Source organism: Stenotrophomonas sp. SMYL89 (assembly GCF_036319985.1).
GTDB classification, from domain to species: Bacteria; Pseudomonadota; Gammaproteobacteria; order Xanthomonadales; family Xanthomonadaceae; genus Stenotrophomonas; species Stenotrophomonas maltophilia_Q.
The window spans coordinates 1-21,505 of the sequence record NZ_JAWIRW010000022.1 but is presented as its reverse complement, the minus strand read 5'-3'; the positions used below and the strand labels follow the sequence as shown (position 1 = coordinate 21,505).

Below are 21,505 nucleotides of genomic sequence, written 5' to 3'. Positions count from 1 at the left end.
CGAACGTCGGCCGGGTTCAGACCTCCTTGCGGATGATCGCGCGAAAGCGTCCTTCCTGCTGCATCCGCCGCACCGAGGCGCGGTTTCCGTGGGCTGCGACGAAGCGCAGGACATCGCGAAAGGCATCCAGCAGCAGGCGCTTCATCGCGCTGCGGTCGCCGGCCTCGAGCAGGTCATGGAGATCCTGCTGGGTGAAGGCCCGGCGCAGCCCTGGCGTCTCTTCGATCCGCCAGTCCACATGGGGCGTGGGAATGCTGGTGCGGTATCTGAAGGCCTTCTCGAGGTCGCACGGTTCAAGCGTGTGCTCAAGCAGCTCCGCGAAGTAGAGCCCGGCATTCACATAGAAGCCCCTGCCGTGACTGGCGGCCTGGTGATTTACGACAAGCGAAGCGCCGTCCAGCAACCGGTAGCGGGTGGTCGTTGTTCCGGCAAAGCCTGTTTTCCTTGCACATCTGCTGAAGACTGTCGCGGATTTCATGCGTTCTGCCCGAGCCGGAAGAAGGGCCCACAGCCTTGAGGCGCAGTGATTCCAGATCAATTGGCAAATGCGACACGCGCAGCGAGCGCCCCGGGTGGGTGCGATCCTTCCAGGTGGGTGCGAACCTTGGTTCGCACGCCTTGCCCATGGCCTGAATCTATCGAGCCCGCGCTCCCAGATCTGCTGCCACCGCCAGCCAGCGCTCTCGCTGCGCCGGGGTGCTGCCGCGAACCGCACCGAGGCGGCTGACACGCACCGGGCGGATGCCGCAGAACTCCAGGATGGTGGCGCGGATCTGGGTGATGCCCGGGTCGCGGTAGATCCAGCGGTAGTACCAGGGGGGCGTGTCCAGCGTGGTGATCACCCGTGCACTGCGCCCGGCCAGCAGGCGATCCCACCACACCGAATCACGCCTGTAGCGGAAGGCGTACCCCGGCAGCAGCACGCGATCGAAGAAGCCCTTCAGCAGGGCCGGCATCGCGCCCCACCAGGTGGGGTAGACCAGTACCAGATGATCGCAGGCCTCGATCGCATCGGCGGCGTCCTGCAGATCGGGTTCAAGCGGCTGGATCTGGCGATAGCCGTGCCGCAACACCGGGTCGAATTCGAGCTCGCCCAGTGCGATCAGGCGTACCTGGTGGCCTGCGTTCTCGGCGGCGGTGGCGTAGCGCTGGGCGAGAGCGCCGCACAGGCTGTCGCGGTCGGGATGGCCCAGCAGGATCAGGATGGAACGGGACACGGCAACCTCGGGCAGTGGAAAGTGCGCGAGGGTGCAGTCTGCCCCTGGGGCAGAGTCAAGCCGGGGTGGTGCAGCCGTTGGGGTCCAGCACGCAGTCACCGCGGCCGGCATGCAGCCATTGCCGGAGTTCGTCGCTGACCTGTCGCAGGGCGAGTTCGACCTGTTCCAGTCGTGCCCGTTCACTGGCGATGTGGCTACGCTGCTGCTCCAGCAAGGCCAGTACCGCGGGCCAGTCGAGCTGCCCGTCACGGCCCTGCAGGCGGGAAATCGCAGCCAGCGTGATGCCCAGCGCCAACGCCTGGCGGATCAGCTGCACCCAGGCTACGTCCTGTTCGCTGTAGTCGCGATAGCGGTTCACGCGTGGCACCGGCGGCAGCAGCCCGCGTGCCTCGTACAGGCGGATGGCCTTGGCGCTGGCACCGGTCAGGCGGCTGACCTCGGAAATGCGCATCGGCTCAGTCCCGCACCAGTCCGCCGTCCACCACCAGGTTCTGGCCGGTCACCGCGCGCGACCACGGGCTGGCGAAGAACAGCGCGGCATCGGCGAACTCGGCCGGGGTGGTGACGCTGCGCAGTGGCGTGTTGGCGGCGATGTAGTCGAACACCGCTTCGGGTGTGGCGGCACTGGCATCGGTGGTGCGCAGCAGTCCGCCGGACAGCATGTTCACGGTGATCCCGTGCGGGCCGAGGTCACCGGCCAGGGTGCGGGTGAGTGACAGCAGTGCGGCCTTGGCTGCGGTGTAGTCGTGGTAGGGCACCACCGGGTTCTGGAACAGGTTGGTGCCGACGTTGATGACGCGGCCGAAACGCCGGGCCTGCATGCCGGGCAGGGCAGCCTGCACGGTGTTCAGTGCGCCGCGCACGCTGCCCTCGAACTGGGCCTGGAAGGCCGGCCAGCCGATGTCTGCGGCATTGTCGCGGGCATCGCCATTGAACGAGAACGCCGCCAGCGCGTTGTTGACCACGGTGGTTACGCCTTGCCCGAAGTGGGCCAGTGCCTGCTGCAGCATCGCATCGACCTGGGCGCGGTCGGTGACGTCGGCCGGCAGTGCGATCGCCTGTCCGCCAAGCTCGGCAGCCAGGGCACGTGCGGCGCCTTCGCTTCGGTGGTAATTGACGATGACGCGCGCGCCCTGTGCGGCGAAGGCGCGGGCGATGTGCTGGCCAAGTCCGCGGCCGGCACCGGTGACCAGCACCAGCTGTTCGCTGATCTGCATGAGGGGCTGCCATCCATTGCACGAAAGGGCATGCAGCGTAGCAGCGATGGCGCTTGCCGGAGCGGCCGTGCTGCCGCTAGCCTGCAGGCATGAACCAGACTCCCCTGCGATTGCTCATTCACGGCGCCTCCGGGCGCATGGGCCAGGCCCTGCTGCGGCTGGCCGCCGAACACCCCGAAACCCTGCAGATCGCCGCCGCGGTGACCGGTCGTGCGCCGGCCCAGCGCGTGGTCGATGGCGTACCGTTCTTCGCTGCCAGCGAATTGCCTGGCGCGCCGGTGTTCGATGTGGCGATCGATTTCAGCCTGCCGGAGGGTTTCGACCCGATGCTGGCGCTGTGCGTGGAGCGTGGCGCGGGCCTGGTCTCAGGCACGACCGGCATCTCCAGCACGCAGCGCCAGGCGCTGGAGGCGGCGGCGGCGAAGATCCCGCTGGTCTGGGCCTCGAATTTCAGCCTGGGCGTGGCGGTGCTGGACGAGTTGGTCGAGCGCGCGGCGCAGGCGCTGGCCGGCTGGGACTGCGACATCGTCGAATCGCACCATACCCAGAAGAAGGACGCGCCTTCGGGCACCGCGCTGACCCTGGGTGCCGCCGCGCAACGGGGCGGGGCGGAGCCGCACTACGCCAGCCTGCGCGCCGGTGACATCGTCGGCGAGCATCTGGTCCAGTTTACCGGCCTGGGTGAGCGCATCGAACTGGTGCATCGGGCCACCAACCGCGACATCTTCGCCCGCGGCGCCCTGTTTGCCGCCCGCCAGCTGCAGGGCCGAGCCCCGGGCAGCTACCGGGTGCGGGACCTGCTGGCGTAAGGCGGTAGTGGCGGGGGGGGGGGGGGGGCCCCGGGGGGGGGGGGGGGGGGGGGGGGGGGGGGGGGCGGGGGGCGCGCGCCCGCCCGGCCCCGGCGCCCCCCCCCCCGCCCGGCCCCCCCCCCCCCCCCCCCCCCCCCACTACCGGGTAGCGGGCGCCGCATACGCCGCCGGATTGAAATGAATACGCAATCGCCTGTTCATGAAGCGCGATAACCGCTGGCGCGAGCGCCCCGTCAGCGCTACAATTCGCACTCGCCGAATCACGAAAGCCGGACCGGTCCCAGACCGTACGTCCGCGCTTTTTTGCAACCGGATTTCCGTGAAGCGCAGGCGTGACTTCGGCAGCCCCCTCGGTAGCCAAAGTGAGATTCCCGTGACCCAAGCCGCAATCCTCGTCCTCGAAGACGGCACCGTATTCGAGGGCGAATCCGTAGGCGCGCCCGGCCTGTCCGTCGGTGAGGTGGTGTTCAACACCGCCATGACCGGCTATCAGGAAGTGTTGACCGACCCGTCCTACGCCCGGCAGATGGTCACGCTGACCTATCCGCATATCGGAAATACCGGCATGACCGACCAGGACAATGAAGCGTCCAAGGTGTGGTCGGCCGGCCTGATCGTGCGCGATGTTCCGCGCCGCCCCAGCAACTGGCGCAGCCAGGTGTCGCTGCAGGATTGGCTGATCCAGCGTGGCGTGGTCGCCATCGCCGGCATCGACACCCGCAAGCTGACCCGCATCCTGCGCGAGAAGGGCGCACAGAACGGTGCGTTGATGGCCGGTGACATCGACGTGGAAAAGGCACTGGAAGCCGCCCGCAAGTTCCCGGGGCTGAAGGGCATGGATCTGGCCAAGGTTGTCACTACCGAGAAGACCTACACCTGGACCGAGGGCCAGCTGGACCTGGATGCCAATGCCTTCGTCAGCGTGCCGGCGAAGTTCAAGGTCGTGGCCTACGATTTCGGCGTGAAGACCAATATCCTGCGCATGCTGGCCGAGCGCGGCTGCGAAGTGACCGTGGTGCCGGCGCAGACCCCGGCCGCCGAGGTGCTGGCACTGAAGCCGGATGGTGTGTTCCTGTCCAACGGCCCGGGTGACCCGGAACCGTGCAACTACGCCATCGACGCGATCAAGGCCTTCATCGACGTGAAGATCCCGACCTTCGGCATCTGCCTGGGCCATCAGCTGCTCGGCCTGGCCTCGGGCGCGAAGACCATGAAGATGGGCCATGGCCACCACGGTGCCAACCACCCGGTGCAGGACCTGGACAGCGGCCGGGTGATGATCACCTCGCAGAACCACGGCTTCGCGATCGATGAAGCGACCCTGCCGCCGACCCTGCGCGTGACCCACCGTTCGCTGTTCGATGGCACCAACCAGGGTGTCGCCCGCACCGACGTGCCGGCGTTCTCGTTCCAGGGCCACCCGGAAGCGTCGCCGGGCCCGACCGACGTCGGTCCGTTGTTCGACCGCTTCGTGGTGCTGATGGAGCAGGCCAAGGCGTGATCAGTACGCCGCCGGCCTCCCGGTGGCGTCGCGATGGACCGTAAACCCCGCATCGCTGCTGCCCCCGGCGCGGCGCTGCGGATCAAGATTCCTGATCGACAGCGTGCGATCACCCCCCTTGTCACGCTGTACTGACTTAGAGAAGAAAATGCCCAAGCGCACTGACCTCAAGACCATCCTCATCATCGGTGCTGGCCCGATCGTCATCGGCCAGGCCTGCGAGTTCGACTACTCCGGCGCCCAGGCCTGCAAGGCCCTGCGTGACGAGGGTTACCGCGTGGTGCTGGTCAACAGCAACCCGGCCACGATCATGACCGACCCGGAGATGGCCGACGCCGTCTACATCGAGCCGATCAACTGGCAGACGGTCGAGAAGATCATCGCCAAGGAAAAGCCCGACGCGCTGCTGCCGACCATGGGTGGCCAGACCGCGCTGAACTGCGCGCTGGACCTTGCCGACCACGGCGTGCTGGAGAAGTACAACGTCGAACTGATCGGCGCCAAGCGCGAAGCGATCCGCATGGCCGAAGATCGCGAGCTGTTCCGCGTGGCCATGGGTGAGATCGGCCTGGAATGCCCGACCGCCGCCGTCGCCCACACCCTGGACGAAGCGCTGGAGATCCAGACCCGCGTCGGCTACCCGACCATCATCCGCCCCAGCTTCACCCTGGGCGGCAGCGGTGGCGGCATCGCCTACAACCGCGAAGAGCTGGTCGAGATCGTCAGCCGCGGCCTGGAACTGTCGCCGACCACCGAAGTGCTGGTGGAAGAGTCGGTGCTGGGCTGGAAGGAGTTCGAGATGGAAGTGGTCCGCGATACGGCGGACAACTGCATCATCGTCTGCTCGATCGAAAACCTGGACCCGATGGGCGTGCACACCGGTGACTCGATCACCGTGGCGCCGGCGCAGACCCTGACCGACAAGGAATACCAGCGCCTGCGCGATGCCTCCATCGCCGTGCTGCGCAAGATCGGCGTCGATACCGGTGGCTCGAACGTGCAGTTTGGTATCAACCCGAAGACCGGCCGCGTGGTCGTCATCGAGATGAACCCGCGCGTGTCGCGTTCGTCGGCACTGGCCTCGAAGGCCACCGGCTTCCCGATCGCCAAGGTCGCCGCCAAGCTGGCCGTGGGCTACACCCTGGACGAACTGAAGAACGAGATCACCGGTGGCCTGACCCCGGCGTCGTTTGAACCGTCCATCGACTACGTTGTCACCAAGATTCCGCGTTTTGCCTTCGAGAAGTTCCCGGCCGCCGATGCGCGCCTGACCACCCAGATGAAGTCGGTGGGCGAGGTGATGGCGATGGGCCGCACCTTCCAGGAGTCGGTGCAGAAGGCGCTGCGCGGCCTGGAAACCGGCAAGGTCGGCTTCGACCCGACCGGCCTGGACCTGGGCAACGAAGAAGACCTGCAGACCCTGCGCCGCGAACTGAAGGCACCGGGTCCGGAGCGCCTGTTCTTCGTCGCTGATGCGTTCCGCGCCGGCATGAGCGTTGAAGAAATCTACGCACTGTCGTTCATCGATCACTGGTTCCTGGACCAGATCGAGGAAATCATCGCCGCGGAAACCGCCGTCGCCGCCGATGGCATCGACGCGCTGGACGCCGCGCGCCTGCGCAAGCTGAAGCGCGCCGGTTTCTCCGACGCGCGCCTGGCGCAGCTGACCGGTACCAACGAAGCCGCCATCCGCGCGCTGCGTCGTGCGCACAAGGTGCGCCCGGTCTACAAGCGCGTGGACTCCTGTGCCGGTGAATTCTCCACCGGTACCGCCTACCTGTACTCGACCTACGAGGACGAGTGCGAGGCTGCGCCGAGCAACCGCGACAAGATCATGATCCTGGGCGGTGGCCCGAACCGCATCGGCCAGGGCATCGAGTTCGATTACTGCTGCGTGCACGCGGCACTGGCGCTGCGCGAGGATGGTTATGAAACCATCATGGTCAACTGCAACCCGGAAACCGTGTCGACCGACTACGACACTTCCGATCGCCTGTACTTCGAGCCGCTGACCCTGGAAGACGTGCTGGAAATCGTCGAGCTGGAACAGCCGAAGGGCGTGATCGTGCAGTACGGCGGCCAGACCCCGCTGAAGCTTGCGCGCGCGCTGGAAGCCAACGGCGTGCCGGTGATCGGCACCAGCCCGGACTCGATCGACCTGGCCGAAGACCGCGAGCGCTTCCAGCAGCTGGTGGACAAGCTGGGCCTGAAGCAGCCGCCGAACCGCATCGCCCGCAACGACCAGGAAGCCTTGCTGCTGGCCCGCGAGATCGGCTACCCGCTGGTGGTGCGCCCGAGCTACGTGCTGGGCGGCCGTGCGATGGAAATCGTCTACGGCGAAGCCGATCTGGCCCGCTACGTGCGCGACGCGGTGAAGGTGTCCAACGATTCGCCGGTGCTGTTGGACCGCTTCCTCGACAACGCGGTCGAGTGCGACGTCGACATCATCGCCGACAAGGATGGCAACGTCCTGATCGGCGGCGTGATGGAGCACATCGAAGAAGCCGGCGTGCACTCGGGCGATTCCTCGTGCTCGCTGCCGCCGTACTCGCTGTCCGCTGAAACCCAGGCCGAGCTGCGCCGCCAGGTGGTGGAGCTGGCCAAGGCCCTGAACGTGGTCGGCCTGATGAACACCCAGTTCGCAATCCAGACCAGCGACGAAGGTGCCGACACCATCTACCTGCTGGAAGTGAACCCGCGTGCCTCGCGCACCGTGCCGTTCGTGTCCAAGGCCACCGGCATGCCGCTGGCCAAGATCGCCGCCCGCTGCATGGCTGGCAAGAGCCTGGCCGAGCAGGGCGCGACCAAGGAAATCGTGCCGGACTACTACTCGGTGAAGGAAGCGATCTTCCCGTTCGCCAAGTTCCAGGGCGTCGACCCGATCCTCGGGCCGGAGATGCGCTCCACCGGTGAGGTGATGGGCGTCGGCCGCACCTTCAACGCCGCCTTTGCGCGTGCGCAGGAAGCCGGTGGCATCAAGGCGCCGCCGGTCGGCAAGGCCTTCGTTTCGGTGCGCGATCCGGACAAGAAGCGCGTGCTGCCGGTGGCCAAGGCCCTGCTGGCGCGTGGCTACAGCCTGGTCGCCACCCGTGGCACCGCCGCGTGGCTGCAGCAGCACGGCATGGACTGCGAGATCATCAACAAGGTGGTCGAAGGCCGTCCGCACATCGTCGACTCGATCAAGAACGGCGAGATCGTCTACATCGTCAACACGACCGAAGGTCGTTCGGCGATCAACGACTCGTTCTCGATCCGTCGCGAGGCGCTGCAGCACCGCGTCACCTACTCGACCACCATTGCCGGCGCCAAGGCGCTGGTGGATTCACTGGAATTCCGCGGTACCGGCCCCGTCTGGTCGCTGCAGGAGCTGCACAAGGAGTTGAATGCATGAGAGCACCGATCACCATGAAGGGCGCGCAGAAGCTGCGCGATGAGCTGGATCACCTGAAGTCGGTCAAGCGCCCGAAAGTCATTGCGGCCATCGCCGAAGCGCGTGAGCACGGCGACCTGAAGGAGAATGCCGAGTACCACGCCGCGCGCGAGGAGCAGGGCTTCATCGAAGGGCGCATCAAGCAGCTGGAAGGCGAGCTGTCGCACGCCGAGATCATCGACGTGAGCAAGCTCAACGCCGGCTCCAAGGTGGTGTTCGGCGCCAGCGTGACGCTGGCTGACGTGGAAACCGACGAAGAGAAGAAGTACCAGATCGTCGGTGACCTGGAAGCGGACATCAAGCTGGGCCTGATCGCGATTTCCTCGCCTGTGGCGCGCGCGATGATCGGCAAGCTGGAAGGCGATTCGATCGTGATCGACGCCCCGGCCGGCCAGCGCGAGTACGAGATCGTCAGCGTCAGCTACGTGGACTGACCGCGTGGCGACGGCGACCCTGCTGTTGCCTGCACGCAGCCGCTTTGCCGCGGCTGCGCTGCCGGACGATGTGGCGCGTGCGCTCGGCCGTGCCACGACGGTGCAGGTCGCACCGGGCGAACGTGCACAACTGACGCGCCATTTCACGGTTGCCGCGCCGCATTGGCCGGTAGCCGCGATGACCCGCCAGCGCGACGTCGGCGATGCAGCCGGCGCCAGCTGGCTGCGTGCCGACCCGGCCTGCATGGTGCCGGACATGCACGGCGCGCGGATGATGGCCTACGGCGAGACGCTGCGGCCGACATTGGCCGACTGCCTGGCACTGTTGCCGGTGCTGCAGCCGCTGTTTGCCGATGCCGGATTCGTGCTCGACGCGCCGGACCCTTCGCGCTGGTACCTGCGGCTTCCGATCGACATGGCGTTGCCTGACTTCGACAGCCCGGACGAGGTGCTCGGCGATGACCTGTTCTCGCACCTGCCCGAAGGCGAGGGCGGTCGCCGCTGGCGCGCGCTGATGACCGAAGCGCAGGTGCTGCTGCACAACCATTCCTGGAACCAGCAACGTGCCGCGCAGGGCCAGCAGCCGATCAACTCGCTGTGGTTCTGGGGCGGTGGCGTGATGCCGGTGTCGGTGAGTACGCCACACGCGCAGGTGCGCAGCCGCGATGCCCTGCTGCAGGGCCTGGCTCTGGCCGCGGGTGTGGCGGTCGATGGCGAGCAGGCCGTGGATGCACTGGTCGATCTGCGCCAGCTGCGTTCGCTGCAGCAGCTCGGCAACGATGCGATCCGGCCGTTGCTGGCCGCGCTGAAGCGTGGCGAACTGCAGCGGCTGGTGCTGGATTTCGAGGATGGCCTGCAGTTCCAGCTGGACCGCGGCCAGCGCTGGCAGTTCTGGAAGAAGCCGCGCCAGCTTCACGACTGAGCATCCGGCAGGATCCGGCAGGTAGAGTCGACTGTTAGTCGACTGCACTTCGCTCGGATGCAGAAAATCCCGCGCGTTGCGCGTTAGTCGACTAACAGTCGACTCTACCGGGCGGCCGCCGTGGCGGTATCATCGACGGGTCCTCCGTCACCCGGCGATGCCGATGTCCCTTGCCGCCGATGCTGTGCAGTCATCCCCTGATACGCCGACGATCCGCCGCCGCGATGCGGTCGTGCCCGGAAGCTGGCCGGAGGGCACGCTGCCGCTGCTGGCGCGCCTGTACGCTGCACGCGGCGCGCATACCCCGGAGCTGGCGCAGCCGAAGCTGGGCAATCTGCACGCTCCCGAGTTGCTGACCGGCATCGACGATGCGGTGGGCCTGCTGGTCGAGGCCATCGCCAACGACAAGCGCATCCTGGTGGTCGGCGATTTCGATTGCGATGGCGCCACCGCCTGTGCGGTCGGCGTGCGTGGCCTGCGCATGCTCGGCGCACGGCATGTCTTCCACGCCGTGCCGAACCGCATGGTGCATGGCTATGGCCTGTCGCCGTCGCTGGTGGAGGAACTGGCCGAGTTGAAGCCGGACCTGCTGGTCACGGTCGACCATGGCATTGCCTGCCACGCGGGTGTCATTGCGGCCAAGGCACGCGGCTGGCAGGTGCTGGTCACCGACCATCATCTTCCCGGTCCGCAGTTGCCGCCGGCCGATGTCATCGTCGATCCAAACCTGGACGGTGATGCGTTCCCCAGCAAATCGCTGGCCGGCGTCGGCGTGATCTTCTACGTGCTGATGGCATTGCGCCGTCAGATGCGCGAGGCCGGCGTCTTCGCCGATGGCAAGGGCCCGGACCTGACCACGTTGCTGGACCTGGTGGCGGTTGGCACCGTCGCCGATCTGGTGGCGCTGGACCCGAACAACCGTGCGCTGGTCAGCGCGGGCCTGCGTCGGTTGCGTGCAGGGCAGGGCTGCATCGGCCTGCGTGCCCTGATCGAAGCCAGTGGCCGTGACGCCGCGCGACTGACCGCCACCGACATCGGCTTCGCCCTCGGCCCACGCCTGAATGCTGCGGGCCGCCTGGAAGACATGGCGCTGGGCATCGCGCTGCTGCTGACCGAAGACCCGCGCCAGGCGCGCGAGATCGCGCAGACGCTGGAACAGATCAACTCGGAGCGCCGCGCCGTGCAGCAGTCGATGACCGACGACGCCGAGCAGGCGCTGACCCGCGTGGTGCTGGAGATGGCCGGGCAACGTCCGGTCGCGGCCTGCCTGTTCGACGCCGACTGGCACCCGGGCGTGGTGGGGCTGGTCGCGTCGAAGATGAAGGACCGCCTGCATCGCCCGGTGATCGCCTTCGCGCCGTCCGAACCCGGTGCCGACACCCTGCGTGGCTCGGCGCGCTCCATTCCCGGCCTGCATATCCGTGACGCACTGGCATTGGTCGATGCGCGCCATCCGGGCTTGATCGAACGCTTCGGCGGCCACGCCATGGCGGCCGGCCTCAGCCTGCGCCTCGATCACGTCGATGACTTCAAGGCGGCCTTCGTCGCCGTGGTGCTGGAAATGCTCGACCCGGCCGCGCTGCAGCAGCAGGTACTCAGCGACGGCGAACTGGCGGCGGACGAACTCGACCATCGCCACGCCGACGCGCTGCGTCTTGCTGGACCGTGGGGCCAAGGCTTCCCCGAGCCGCTGTTCGACGGCCACTTCGAAGTGGCCAACTGGCGCGTGCTGAAGGAACGCCACCTCAAGCTGGAACTGCGCCTGCCAGGCGTACCCGGCACGATCAACGCGATCCACTTCGGCGGCTGGCACGGGAACGCGCCGGGCCGCCACGTGCATCTCGCCTACCGCCTGGCCTGCGACGACTACCGCGGCGGCAGCGCCATCCAGCTGATCGTCGAGCACAGCCTGCCCGCCTAGGAAAGGGGGGCCAGACGCCAAGGTAGCGCCGGGCCACGCCCGGCGGACGACTTCAGTGTTGGAACGGTAACCCCGTCTGCCATGCTGAAGCGTTGAACCGTCCACGATCCCACTGGAGTCCGGTCATGGTCTTCGCCCGATGCTGCACTGTGTTGTTGCTGGCCCTCGTGGCCTGGCCCGCTGGCGCGCAGTCGCCACGGATCTCCCGGCCGCAGGCCACCACGCCGCTGCTGATCGCGCCGGCCGCCGAACAACCGGTGCAGCTGCAGCGCGCACGCATTGAAGGCGACGTGCAGGCCGGCGTTGCCCAGACCCGGATCACACTGGAATTCCACAACCCGAACCGGCGCGTGCTGGAGGGCGAGCTGCAGTTCCCGCTGGCCGATGGCCAGCAGATCTCCGGCTTCGCCCTGGATATCAACGGCGAGCTGCGCGACGCCGTGCCGGTACCGAAGGACCGCGGCCGCCAGGTGTTCGAGGAGATCGCCCGCCGTGGCGTTGATCCGGGCCTGCTGGAACAGACCGCCGGCAACCAGTTCCGCCTGCGCATCTATCCGCTGCCGGCCGGTGGCAGCCGCCGCGTGCAGTTGGTGATTCGTGAGCCGTTGGCCTTCGCCGGACAAGGCTGGCAGTGGACGCTGCCGCTGCAGTTCGCCGCCGGTGCGGCCTCGGTTGAGCTGAAGCTGCAGGCGCCGGGTGCGACCACTGCGGGTACGGCGCCATTCCGAATCAACGCGGGCCAGTTGTACTGGCAGGGCAAGGGCGCGCAGCTGCCAGCGCAGCTGCAGTGGAGCCTGCCGGCGGCACGTCAGGCACAGGTGCAGGTGGCGCCCTGGCAGGACGGCCACTACCTGCTGGCGCAGCTGCCGGTGCCGGTCAGCCACTCGCCGCGCACGCTGCCCAGCGAGGTCGGGCTGCTGTGGGATGGCTCCGGCTCGGCGGGCCAGCGCGACCGCACGCGTGAGTTCGCCCTGCTGGATCGGTACTTCGCCGCAATGGGTGACGGCACGGTGGCACTGACCGTACTGCGCGACCGCGCCGAACCGGTACGGCGCTTCCGTATCCGCGCAGGCAACTGGAGCGAGCTGCGCGCGGCACTGCAGGCGGTGCGCCCGGACGGTGCCAGCGCGCTGGCCCAGTGGCAGCCGCAGCCGAGTGTGAAGGAATACCTGCTGGTCAGCGATGGCCTGCTGACCTATGGGCCGGAGCAGTTGCCGACGCTGGTACCGGATCAGCGCCTGTTTGCAATCAGCAGCGCCGGTGCCCGCACCGACAGCACCCGACTGCGTGGCTGGAGCGAATCCCATGGCGGTCGCTTCGTCGCGCTGGGCAAGGATGTCGATTCGGCTGCGCGCGAGCTGCTGTCGTCGCCGTTGGACGTGCAGGTCGATGCAGGTCGTGGCGTACAGGACGTGGTGATCGATCGTCGCAGTGAGGCCCAGGGTTGGCTGTGGCTGCACGCACGACTGGCAGCCGATGGCGTGCCGATGCGGGTGCGCGTGGGTGGCGGCGAATGGCAGGCGCTGCCCGCCACGCAGAAGAGCAACGACGGAGAACTGCTGGCGGGCTTGTGGGCGCAGGCGCGCCTGCAGCAGCTGGCCGCCGACCGCCGTGGCAACCGCGAGGCGATGCAGCGCCTGTCGCAGCAGTTTGGCCTGGTGGGGCCGGATACCTCGCTGATCGTGCTGGAGACCCTGGAGGACTACCTGCGCTATGCGATCCGTCCGTCTGGCACGCTTCGCACCGAATACGATGCACGATTCGCAGTGCAGGTGGCGGATCGCGCCGCGGCAGATCGCCAGCGCCTGGATGAAGTGGCGGCACGCTGGAAGGAACGCCTGCAGTGGTGGGACCGCAGCTGGCCGAAGGGAAGGCCGCCGCAGCCGAAGGGCGGGGCACTGGAAGTGGCCTCTGCGGACTACGCGATGGAATCGGCGCCGGTAGCGATGCTCGCCGCGCCGGCCCCTGCGGCACCGATGGCTGCCGCCGAGCAGCGCATGGAAGCCAGCAGCGCGCGTGCACGTCGCTCAGCGCCTGCATCGAACAAGGCCCTGGATTCAATCACGGTCACGGGTGGCCGTGTCGCTGCGCCCGCTGCCGCCAACGAGGGCGAGCTCGGCATCCAGCTGGCGGCGTGGCAGCCGGACTCGGCCATCGCCCGGCGCCTGCGCCAGGGCCCGGCGTCGCAACTGTATGACCGCTATCTGGCCGAGCGCGATGCCCATGCCGACAGCAGCGCATTCTTCCTCGACGTGGCTGACCTGCTGCTGGAGCAGGGCCAACGCGACCTGGCGCTGCGCGTGTTGTCGAACCTGGCCGAGATGGACCTGGACAATCGCCACCTGCTGCGCGTGCTCGGCTATCGGCTGATGCAGGCCGATGCGCCTGCGCTGGCGGTGCCGGTGTTCGAGCAGGTGCTGGCCATGGGCCAGGAAGAACCGCAGAGCTTCCGCGACCTGGGCCTGGCACTGGCAGCAGCCGGCAAGCCGCAGCAGGCGCTGGCGCCGCTGTACCAGGTGGTCGTGCGCCCGTGGGACAGCCGTTTCGATGGCATCGCGCTGATCGCACTGGATGAGCTGACCAACCTGGTGGCACGCAGCACCCCCCGGCTGGATACCTCGGCCATCGACCCACGCCTGCTGCAGGCGATGCCGCTGGACCTGCGCGTGGTGCTGTCGTGGGATGCCGACAACAGCGACATGGACCTGTGGGTGACCGACCCGAACGGCGAGCGCGCTTACTACGGCAACCGCCTGACCTACCAGGGCGGGCAGATGTCGCAGGACTTCACCGGCGGCTATGGTCCCGAGCAGTTCTCGCTGCGCAACGCCAAGCCGGGCAAGTACAAGGTGGAAGCGAACTACTTCGGCAGCCGCCAGCAGCTGGTAACGGGTGCGACGACGCTGATGCTGCGCCTGACCACCCACTGGGGCACGCCGAAGCAGAAGGACCAGATGGTCACGATGCGCTTGAAGGATCGCGCCGAAACCGTGCTGGTGGGCGAGTTCGAGGTGCGTTGATCACTCGGACGCCCCTGTGGAGTCGAGCTTGCTCGACTGCCTCAATGTAGAGCCGAGCCTGCGCTCGGCTCATGGCAGAAGCAGCCGAGCGTGGGCTCGGCTCTACACTGCTATTTTCCGCGCATCCAAGCGTCTAGCTGCCTGGCCAGCGTGCGATTCTTGTGGGCAGACGCAACCGAATCCGTCCCTGGAACCAAGTTGATACCCAGGCTTGTATTTATCTGCTTGACCCATTCGGGAAAGTGATCAAGCTTGGCGCCGATGATTGGCGGCAACTGGAAGTCGTTGCTGGTGGGTCTGTCCCGGTAGGCGACGTAGGAGCCATCACCAGAGGTCAGGTTGATTGACCAAGGGCTGTCAGGCCAACTGTTGAGGGTCAGGCTGATCCGAGGATGCCCGCTCTCGCTGCTGTACTCGCCGTCCTGATAGAGGGTGATTCTGGCGCTCCAGTCTCGGATGTTCTGCACGCGCCAACCCTGGCGCTGCACCAGCTGGACAGCGTCCCCCGCCATGATCCGCATGTCATGCAGTTGCGCCAGATTTTCACAAAGAGCGACGTACTCGCTGTTCTCCGCGCAGTGTGGTCGGGCGGCTTCGGCAGTCAGGTAAAGCACGGAGAGCGCGTGGCTTCGATCTCCGTCTCCAGACCACTTCCTGACCATCAGGTCATGTGCCATCTGGATGCGCGTGTCCTCATTGAGTTGTGCAATGAGTGCCATGCCCCAATAGAGGATTGGCCCCATTTCCTTGATATCGTGTTGCAGGGATCGGCCGGCTTCGAGAATGATTGGGGCCGACGAGCGGAATGGAAGGAATTTTTCGACCTTCTCTCGCTGGGCATGGAACGATTGGTACTTCCTGCAATGCTCCACCAGACGGGTGCGCTGTTTCAGATCGGCTGCATTTGCAACCGTGCCACTTGGCAGCTCGCCATGCTCATTGAAGCCGAAGCAGAACAGGTGCTCGAGGCTGCGGCTGGCTTGGCGCGTGTAGTAGCCCACCGGGAGCTTTGTGAGTTCCAGATAGGCTGCAACAAGGGTGGGAAAGTCTCTCTCAGGGAGTCCGGCGACCTTCCAGTCCCCAACGCGCAGCCAGTGGAAGTAGAAGCGTTGCAACATTTCCCCGGACAGGCCGCGACCGGCTTTCGGCGCAAGTGCTCCGAGGGGGGAGTGGCAACTCGGGTACAGGTCGCCCTGACGTTCTTCGGCAAGCGCAGCTTCTTCTGAATCAACAAAGGCTACGAGCAGATTGATGTCGGATTGATCCATTGCAGGCCTCCAGGTAAAAGGGGAGCCTTCCGTCGGGAAGGTGACCTCCTAGGCTCGCAGGGTGCCTTGGAACATCCAATGCGAATAATTGCAAATGCCGTGAAGGCAACGAGTATCCGTGCACGTATCAGGCCGCAGTGACCCTGCGCGGAATCCACCGCGTCAGCGCCACGCCGCCGCCAAGGACCAACAGCGCGCCGACGGTCTGCCACAGCAGCTCGGTAGCCGGCACGTCGGGCAGCCTCGCAGTTCCGGCAAGCCAGTCGATCAACGGCCGTGCCAGCAGGTAGATCAGCACCACGCCCAACACGCGCAATATCCGCTGCACGATACCCTGCGGGTCCTTCGGCCAGCCACGCCATTGCAGCCACGCCACCAGCAGGCCCAGTGCGAGCAGTCGACCGGCTTCACCCACTGGAACGAAGCGGGTGGTCGCTGCCGCCCATGCCATCAGCACGCCCAGCCCCAGCAGGACCGGCAGCTGCCAACGCTGGTTTGAGCGCATGCCTGGCATCAACTGCCACGCCAGCAGCGCAACACCGATGCCGACCAGCCAGCCGGCCAGTACGTCGGCCAGGAAATGCCGGCCCAGGTACATCCGTGACACCGCCATCAGCAGTGGCCAACCGAACGCCAATGCCCAGCGCAGCCAGCGGCGGCGGATGCCGAAGGCCAGCAGCAGGCCCACGCAGGCGGCGGTGGCTACGCCGACGTGGCCACTGTTGAAGCCATAGTCGGCATCGGGCTGCGCCCGCAGCATCGCGGTGGCCCGGGCATCAGGCAGGGACCAGAACGTGTGCCCTCCGCCGTCGACCACGAACGGGTGCGACGGCACTCCTTTGTCCAGCACGCGTGCATCCACATCCGATGGACGGGGTAGGGCGGCACCCTGTTTGATCGCATGGGTGGCGCAGGCCATCAGCAGTACCGCCAGCATCACGCACAGGCCGGCGCGCATTCGTGCGCCGAACGCGCAGAGCAGGATCAGCGCTGTGTAGGCCATTTCGTAGCCGAGCAGGCTGATGAACTGCATCAGCGCCAGCATCCAGCCGCCGTCGAAGGTCTGCTGCAGCCACAGGTGCCAGTGGGTCTGGAACATCCGTTGTCCTCATTGCGCCGTGGCGGCGCGTACCGCCGGTGACGATAGCGGATCGGCCTTCAGGCCGAACAGGGGCCGCAGCCAGCGGGAGCGTCGGATCAGCAGTTCGTGGATCAGCATGCAGCCGCCGACGGTGCCGCCCAGCAGTAGCGACGGCTCCAGCCAAGGACCCAGTTGCAACGGCTTGAGCCAGAACAGCAGGGCGATGATCAGGCTCTGGTGCAGCATGTACCAGGGATAGATTGCCTCGGTGCAGTACGGCAGCCAGCCGAACGGGCGGTCGAGGAAGACCTTGCCCCAGCCGAGGATGGCCAGCAGCGCGCTCCAGACATACACCGACTGGCTGGTCCTGCCCTGCAGGTCCCAGAACGTTTCAGGCCATTGCCGCAGCGAGGAGTCAGCCGGCAGCACCTGGCCGAGGATGCGCAACCCCAGATACCAGCCGACCGCCGCCAGCGCCAGCCACAGCGTGGTGCGGCGCAGGGAGACCACGCGCTGCCAGAACAACGGCTCGCGACCGAGCAGGTAGCCGGCCAGGAACACTGTCGCGTACTTCGCGTGCTGGTACCAGTCGCCAAGCAGGGCATTGGTGGACGGATAGATCGGCTCCAGCCAGATCACCCAGGCCAGCAGCAGCGCAGACGGAATTCCGATCAGCAGTATCGGCGAGGCGGCGCAGAACGCGATCGCACGGCGAACCACGGCCGTTCCCAGCAATGGCATCAACAGGGCCAGGGCCAGCGTGTAGTTCCACAGATAGGCCAGGTACCACAGGTGGTTCCAGGTGATGCCGTATTGCCAGCCGGCGAAGCTGCCTTCCGGCCACGGCCGCACCTGCCAGTAGCGCAACAGGAAGTGGCCGAAGCCGGGTGCCACGTGGCCGTTGGCCACGCCTTCGCAGTAGGGCTGGATCGGCACGATCACGAACATGCCGAACAGCAATGGCAGCAGCAGCCGCCACGTGCGCAGGCCGGCAAAGCGCAGCAGCTTTCCTTCCGGTCGCATCATCGCGATGGCGATGCCCGAGATCAGGAACAGCAGCGACATCCGCCAGCGGTTGATGAACAGCATCGGCCACTGCAGCCATTCGGCGGTATGCAGGCTCTTGAGGTGGAAACCCCAGTCATCCACGTAGGCCATGCTGGTGTGGTAGAGGATCAGCAGCGCGAAGGCGAACACGCGCAGGGCGTCGATGTCGTGGCGTCGGGTCATGGTGGTGGTGTGCCGGAGAGTCGAGCCAAGGTGACGCCGCCCGGTCCGTGCAGCGACTGCCAAGGGGCCGCCGGAACCCGCCCAGTGACCAATGGCGGGGGTGGTGGGACCAATGGAGGCGCTACTCTCGGTCCCTTGGGGCACGCTGGAGCACTGCAACCACATGGACGCCACAATGACCCAGGGCCGACCACCGCGCTGGCGCACCACCATCCGTCTGCTGGTCTGGGCAGCGATCCTGTCGGCCTCGGCGGTGACCAATGCGCTGGTTGAGGTGATGGACGCCACGCGGCGGGGCAGCGATCTCGGCCTGTGGGAGCCGATGATCTGGGAATTCAGCAGCCTCGCCCTGATCCTGTTGACCCTGCCGCTGCTGTGGTGGGGCTGCGAGCGCTGGCCGCTGCATGCCGATACCTGGAAGCAGCGGTTGCCGCTGTACCTGCTGGCCAGCGTGGGCTGGTCGTTTCTGCACGTGGTGGGGATGATGGTGCTGCGGCACCTGGCCTATGCATCGCTGGGCTACCGCTACCAGGACGATGCGGGATGGCTGGAGCGTTTTGCCTACGAATACCTGAAGGATGTCCGCACGTTCGCGATGTTCGTGGCACTGGAGCACTTCACCAGCTGGTTCGGGCGGCGCAGGCAGGGCGAGGCGAGCCTGTTGGCCGAGCCCGATGTAGGCCCGCCCGTGGAACCGGTCGAGCGCCCGCAGCACTTCCTGGTGCGCAAACTGGGCAAGGAGTTCCTGGTCGCCACCGCAGACGTGGAGTACGCCCAGGCAGCGGGGAACTACGTGAACCTGCGGGTGCGTGGACATGACTATCCGCTGCGGATCACCATGGCGGTGCTGGAACAGCGTTTGGATCCCGCGTTGTTTCTGCGCCCGCACCGCAGCTGGCTGATCCATCGCGGCCAGCTGCGCTCGATCGAGCCGCTGGACGGCGGCGAGGCCCTGTTGCATATGGCCGACGGGGCCAAGGTGCCGTGCAGCCGGCGACAGCTGCCGGTGCTGCGGCAGGCGCTGGGCGGGGCGGGCGCGGGTTAGTCGACTATCGCGCGCAGCGCGGGCTTCGCCGCAACCTGAATGAAAGGCAGTCGACTGACAGTCGACTCTACCAACGGCCGGGTTGAAGCACAGCAGGATACCCGGGTCCCTCATTCCGGGCACCCCCGGCCTGCGGTATCATTGGCAGTCATCTTTTGAATGCATAACCGCCGACATGATCGAACTGAATCCTGTCCGCCAGCGCATCACCGATCTGACCGATCGCGTGCTGTCGCTTCGGGGGTATCTTTGACTACGACGCCAAGAAAGAGCGTCTTGAAGAAGTAACACGGGAGCTGGAAAGCCCCGATGTCTGGAACAACGCCGAGTACGCCCAGAACCTGGGCCGCGAACGTTCCAGCCTGGAAAAGACCGTGGGCGGCATCGCCTCGGTGCTGGACGGCCTGACCGACGCCACCGAGCTGCTGGAGCTGGCCGAGTCCGAGCAGGACGAGGACACCGCACTGGCCGTGGTCGCGGACCTGGACAAGCACCAGGCGCACGTGGAGAAGCTGGAATTCCAGCGCATGTTCTCCGGCGAGATGGACAATGCGGCGGCGTTCGTCGACATCCAGGCCGGTGCCGGTGGTACCGAAGCCCAGGACTGGGCCGAGATCCTGCTGCGCATGTACCTGCGCTGGTGTGAATCGCGCGGCTGGAAGACCGAGCTGATGGAAGTCTCCGGTGGTGACGTCGCCGGCATCAAGTCGGCCACGCTGCGCGTGGAAGGCGACTATGCCTATGGCTGGCTGAAGACCGAGACCGGCGTGCACCGCCTGGTGCGCAAGTCGCCGTTCGACTCGGACAACCGCCGCCACACCAGCTTCACCTCGGTGTTCGTGTCGCCGGAAATCGATGACAACATCGACATCACCATCAACCCGGCCGACCTGCGTACCGACGTGTACCGTTCGTCCGGTGCCGGTGGCCAGCACGTGAACAAGACCGAGTCGGCGGTGCGTATCACCCACATCCCGACCAACATCGTCGTGGCGTGCCAGACCGGCCGCAGCCAGCACCAGAACCGCGACAACGCGATGAAGATGCTGGCCGCCAAGCTTTACGAGCTTGAGATCCAGAAGCGCAATGCCGAGAAGGACGCGGTGGAAGCCACCAAGTCCGACATCGGCTGGGGCAGCCAGATCCGCAACTACGTGCTGGACCAGAGCCGCATCAAGGACCTGCGTACCGGCATCGAACGTTCGGACACGCAGAAGGTGCTCGACGGCGACCTGGACGAGTTCGTCGAGGCCAGCCTGAAGGCCGGCCTGGCCGTGGGCTCCAAACGCGTCGATGCCTGATCGACGCGCGTGCGCTGAGATCGTCACCCTCGCGCGCAACGCCGAGGGTGGCTGATCGCGCTTCCGGTAGAGCCGAGCCCATGCTCGGCTGCTGTTGGCGCAGTAGCAGATGCGTCGAGCATGGCTCGACGCTACATAGGGCAGGACGGGCCGATGATGCGCAGCGAAAGTGAACGCAAGGAACTCGGCGGCTTCCTCAAGGCCTGCCGCGCCCGTGTCGACCCTGCCACGCTCGGCCTGCCGGCCGGGCGCCGGCGGACCCCGGGACTGAAGCGCGAGGAAGTCGCCCTGGCCATCGGGGTCAGCGTCAGCTGGTACACCTGGATCGAGCAGGGCCGTGAAGTGCGCGCCTCGCCCGAGGTGCTGGAGCGGCTGGCGCAGGTGCTGCGCATGAGCGATGACGAGCGTGCCTATGCGTTCGCGTTGTCCGGCTATGGCGTGCCGCTGGAATCACCGGACGAGAGCGTGACCGACGGCCTGCGCCAGCTGGTGGAAGCGATGCAGCCGATCCCGGCGTATGTGCGCAATACCCGCTTCGACATCCTGGCCTGGAACCCGGCCATCGCCGACCTGTTCGTGGACTACAGCCAGCTGGCACCGCATGAGCGCAACACGCTGCGGCTGATGTTCCTGTACCCGCCGTACCGTACGCTGATCCTCAACTGGGAAGAAATGACCCGCGGCCTGCTGGCCGGCTTCCGCGCGGCGATGGCGCAGGCGCCGGACAAGGCGCCGTTCCTGGCGTTGGTGGAGGATCTCGCCGCGCATAGTGAGGAGTTCCGCCAGTGGTGGCCGGAGCACGACGTGCGGCGGTTCGATGAAGGTGCGAAGAAGTTGAACCATCCCACGCGTGGGTTGCTGGACCTGCAGTACGTGGCGCTGGTACCGGAGAGCCGGCACGATTTGTCACTGGTGACCTACCTGCCGCGGAAGTAGGGGGTGTTCGGCAGGGCTTGCAGCCCTGCACCTGCTCAATGCAACGGCCAAAGCCAGAGCCAGAGCTGGATTCCGTGGTTTGGCGGGGCGGTGTGGGTTGGCAGGACACGCCGTAAACCCGTCCTTGGGGGCTCGATGGCGCCATCCATGGCGCCAACGGTCCTGCCAACCCA

General features: G+C 66.7%; 17 protein-coding genes. 10 read left to right on the top strand and 7 right to left on the bottom strand.

Annotated features, from left to right (window positions below):
* Positions 1 to 16 precede the first annotated feature (16 nt).
* The 4 genes from V3B41_RS18520 to V3B41_RS18505 form a co-directional block, all read right to left on the bottom strand.
* On the bottom strand, positions 17 to 478 hold the full coding sequence (locus V3B41_RS18520) for a DUF4304 domain-containing protein (RefSeq protein WP_049429092.1): 462 nt from the start codon (positions 476 to 478) through the stop codon (positions 17 to 19).
* Positions 479 to 635: 157 nt separating this feature from the next.
* On the bottom strand, positions 636 to 1,217 hold the full coding sequence (locus tag V3B41_RS18515) for an NAD(P)H-dependent oxidoreductase (protein WP_197620420.1): 582 nt from the start codon (positions 1,215 to 1,217) through the stop codon (positions 636 to 638).
* A 55-nt stretch (positions 1,218 to 1,272) separates the two neighbouring features.
* On the bottom strand, positions 1,273 to 1,668 hold the full coding sequence (locus V3B41_RS18510) for a MerR family transcriptional regulator (RefSeq protein WP_049429090.1): 396 nt from the start codon (positions 1,666 to 1,668) through the stop codon (positions 1,273 to 1,275).
* Between the two features lie 4 nt (positions 1,669 to 1,672).
* Positions 1,673 to 2,434: a 3-oxoacyl-ACP reductase gene (locus V3B41_RS18505; protein ID WP_329861771.1), complete on the bottom strand. Its 762-nt coding sequence runs from the start codon at positions 2,432 to 2,434 to the stop codon at positions 1,673 to 1,675.
* Between the two features lie 137 nt (positions 2,435 to 2,571).
* Here V3B41_RS18505 and V3B41_RS18500 point away from each other — a divergent pair, with 137 nt between their 5' ends.
* From V3B41_RS18500 to V3B41_RS18470, 7 genes are all read left to right on the top strand, one after another.
* Complete coding sequence (locus V3B41_RS18500) at positions 2,572 to 3,243, top strand: dihydrodipicolinate reductase C-terminal domain-containing protein (protein ID WP_329861773.1); 672 nt, start codon at positions 2,572 to 2,574, stop codon at positions 3,241 to 3,243.
* A 373-nt stretch (positions 3,244 to 3,616) separates the two neighbouring features.
* Complete coding sequence (gene carA, locus V3B41_RS18495; protein ID WP_049429087.1) at positions 3,617 to 4,744, top strand: glutamine-hydrolyzing carbamoyl-phosphate synthase small subunit; 1,128 nt, start codon at positions 3,617 to 3,619, stop codon at positions 4,742 to 4,744.
* Positions 4,745 to 4,892: 148 nt separating this feature from the next.
* Entirely contained in the window at positions 4,893 to 8,135 is a 3,243-nt protein-coding gene (gene carB / locus V3B41_RS18490) for a carbamoyl-phosphate synthase large subunit (RefSeq protein ID WP_197620414.1), read from the top strand.
* A gap of 8 nt (positions 8,136 to 8,143) precedes the next feature.
* Entirely contained in the window at positions 8,144 to 8,608 is a 465-nt protein-coding gene (gene greA / locus V3B41_RS18485) for a transcription elongation factor GreA (protein ID WP_026347191.1), read from the top strand.
* Positions 8,609 to 8,612: 4 nt separating this feature from the next.
* Entirely contained in the window at positions 8,613 to 9,530 is a 918-nt protein-coding gene (locus V3B41_RS18480) for a phosphoglycerate mutase (protein ID WP_049427636.1), read from the top strand.
* Between the two features lie 163 nt (positions 9,531 to 9,693).
* Positions 9,694 to 11,451: a single-stranded-DNA-specific exonuclease RecJ gene (gene recJ, locus V3B41_RS18475; protein WP_049427637.1), complete on the top strand. Its 1,758-nt coding sequence runs from the start codon at positions 9,694 to 9,696 to the stop codon at positions 11,449 to 11,451.
* 125 nt (positions 11,452 to 11,576) lie between these two features.
* Positions 11,577 to 14,471, top strand: a complete 2,895-nt coding sequence (locus V3B41_RS18470) for a VIT domain-containing protein (RefSeq protein WP_329861770.1) — start codon at positions 11,577 to 11,579, stop codon at positions 14,469 to 14,471.
* A 110-nt stretch (positions 14,472 to 14,581) separates the two neighbouring features.
* Here V3B41_RS18470 and V3B41_RS18465 read toward each other — a convergent pair whose 3' ends face one another.
* From V3B41_RS18465 to V3B41_RS18455, 3 genes are all read right to left on the bottom strand, one after another.
* Complete coding sequence (locus V3B41_RS18465; protein ID WP_329861769.1) at positions 14,582 to 15,739, bottom strand: hypothetical protein; 1,158 nt, start codon at positions 15,737 to 15,739, stop codon at positions 14,582 to 14,584.
* Between the two features lie 127 nt (positions 15,740 to 15,866).
* Positions 15,867 to 16,838, bottom strand: a complete 972-nt coding sequence (locus V3B41_RS18460; RefSeq protein WP_329861768.1) for a phosphatase PAP2 family protein — start codon at positions 16,836 to 16,838, stop codon at positions 15,867 to 15,869.
* A gap of 9 nt (positions 16,839 to 16,847) precedes the next feature.
* The gene (locus V3B41_RS18455; RefSeq protein ID WP_329861767.1) at positions 16,848 to 18,050 is read right to left on the bottom strand and encodes an acyltransferase family protein; all 1,203 of its coding nucleotides are present in this window, start codon (positions 18,048 to 18,050) and stop codon (positions 16,848 to 16,850) included.
* A gap of 175 nt (positions 18,051 to 18,225) precedes the next feature.
* Between V3B41_RS18455 and V3B41_RS18450 the strand changes: the two genes are divergently transcribed.
* The 3 genes from V3B41_RS18450 (at position 18,226) to V3B41_RS18440 (ending at position 21,332) form a co-directional block, all read left to right on the top strand.
* Positions 18,226 to 19,095: a LytTR family DNA-binding domain-containing protein gene (locus V3B41_RS18450; RefSeq protein WP_049427642.1), complete on the top strand. Its 870-nt coding sequence runs from the start codon at positions 18,226 to 18,228 to the stop codon at positions 19,093 to 19,095.
* Between the two features lie 175 nt (positions 19,096 to 19,270).
* Positions 19,271 to 20,396, top strand: a protein-coding gene (gene prfB / locus V3B41_RS18445; RefSeq protein WP_099551678.1) for a peptide chain release factor 2 whose coding sequence is annotated in 2 segments (ribosomal slippage) — positions 19,271 to 19,345 and positions 19,347 to 20,396 — 1,125 coding nt in all. Because the reading frame shifts where the segments join, the coding sequence is not laid out codon by codon here.
* A 153-nt stretch (positions 20,397 to 20,549) separates the two neighbouring features.
* Positions 20,550 to 21,332, top strand: a complete 783-nt coding sequence (locus V3B41_RS18440) for a helix-turn-helix transcriptional regulator (RefSeq protein WP_057495109.1) — start codon at positions 20,550 to 20,552, stop codon at positions 21,330 to 21,332.
* Positions 21,333 to 21,505 lie beyond the last annotated feature (173 nt).

Bases quoted from the DNA above. Each gene is read 5' to 3' on its own strand.
- V3B41_RS18520 (WP_049429092.1), bottom strand. From the start codon at position 478: ATGAAATCCGCGACAGTCTTCAGCAGATGTGCAAGGAAAACAGGCTTT.
- V3B41_RS18510 (WP_049429090.1), bottom strand. From the start codon at position 1,668: ATGCGCATTTCCGAGGTCAGCCGCCTGACCGGTGCCAGCGCCAAGGCC.
- V3B41_RS18505 (WP_329861771.1), bottom strand. From the start codon at position 2,434: ATGCAGATCAGCGAACAGCTGGTGCTGGTCACCGGTGCCGGCCGCGGA.
- V3B41_RS18500 (WP_329861773.1), top strand. From the start codon at position 2,572: ATGGGCCAGGCCCTGCTGCGGCTGGCCGCCGAACACCCCGAAACCCTG.
- carB (WP_197620414.1), top strand. From the start codon at position 4,893: ATGCCCAAGCGCACTGACCTCAAGACCATCCTCATCATCGGTGCTGGC.
- recJ (WP_049427637.1), top strand. From the start codon at position 9,694: ATGTCCCTTGCCGCCGATGCTGTGCAGTCATCCCCTGATACGCCGACG.
- V3B41_RS18470 (WP_329861770.1), top strand. From the start codon at position 11,577: ATGGTCTTCGCCCGATGCTGCACTGTGTTGTTGCTGGCCCTCGTGGCC.
- V3B41_RS18465 (WP_329861769.1), bottom strand. From the start codon at position 15,739: ATGGATCAATCCGACATCAATCTGCTCGTAGCCTTTGTTGATTCAGAA.
- V3B41_RS18460 (WP_329861768.1), bottom strand. From the start codon at position 16,838: ATGTTCCAGACCCACTGGCACCTGTGGCTGCAGCAGACCTTCGACGGC.
- V3B41_RS18455 (WP_329861767.1), bottom strand. From the start codon at position 18,050: ATGACCCGACGCCACGACATCGACGCCCTGCGCGTGTTCGCCTTCGCG.
- V3B41_RS18450 (WP_049427642.1), top strand. From the start codon at position 18,226: ATGACCCAGGGCCGACCACCGCGCTGGCGCACCACCATCCGTCTGCTG.
- V3B41_RS18440 (WP_057495109.1), top strand. From the start codon at position 20,550: ATGATGCGCAGCGAAAGTGAACGCAAGGAACTCGGCGGCTTCCTCAAG.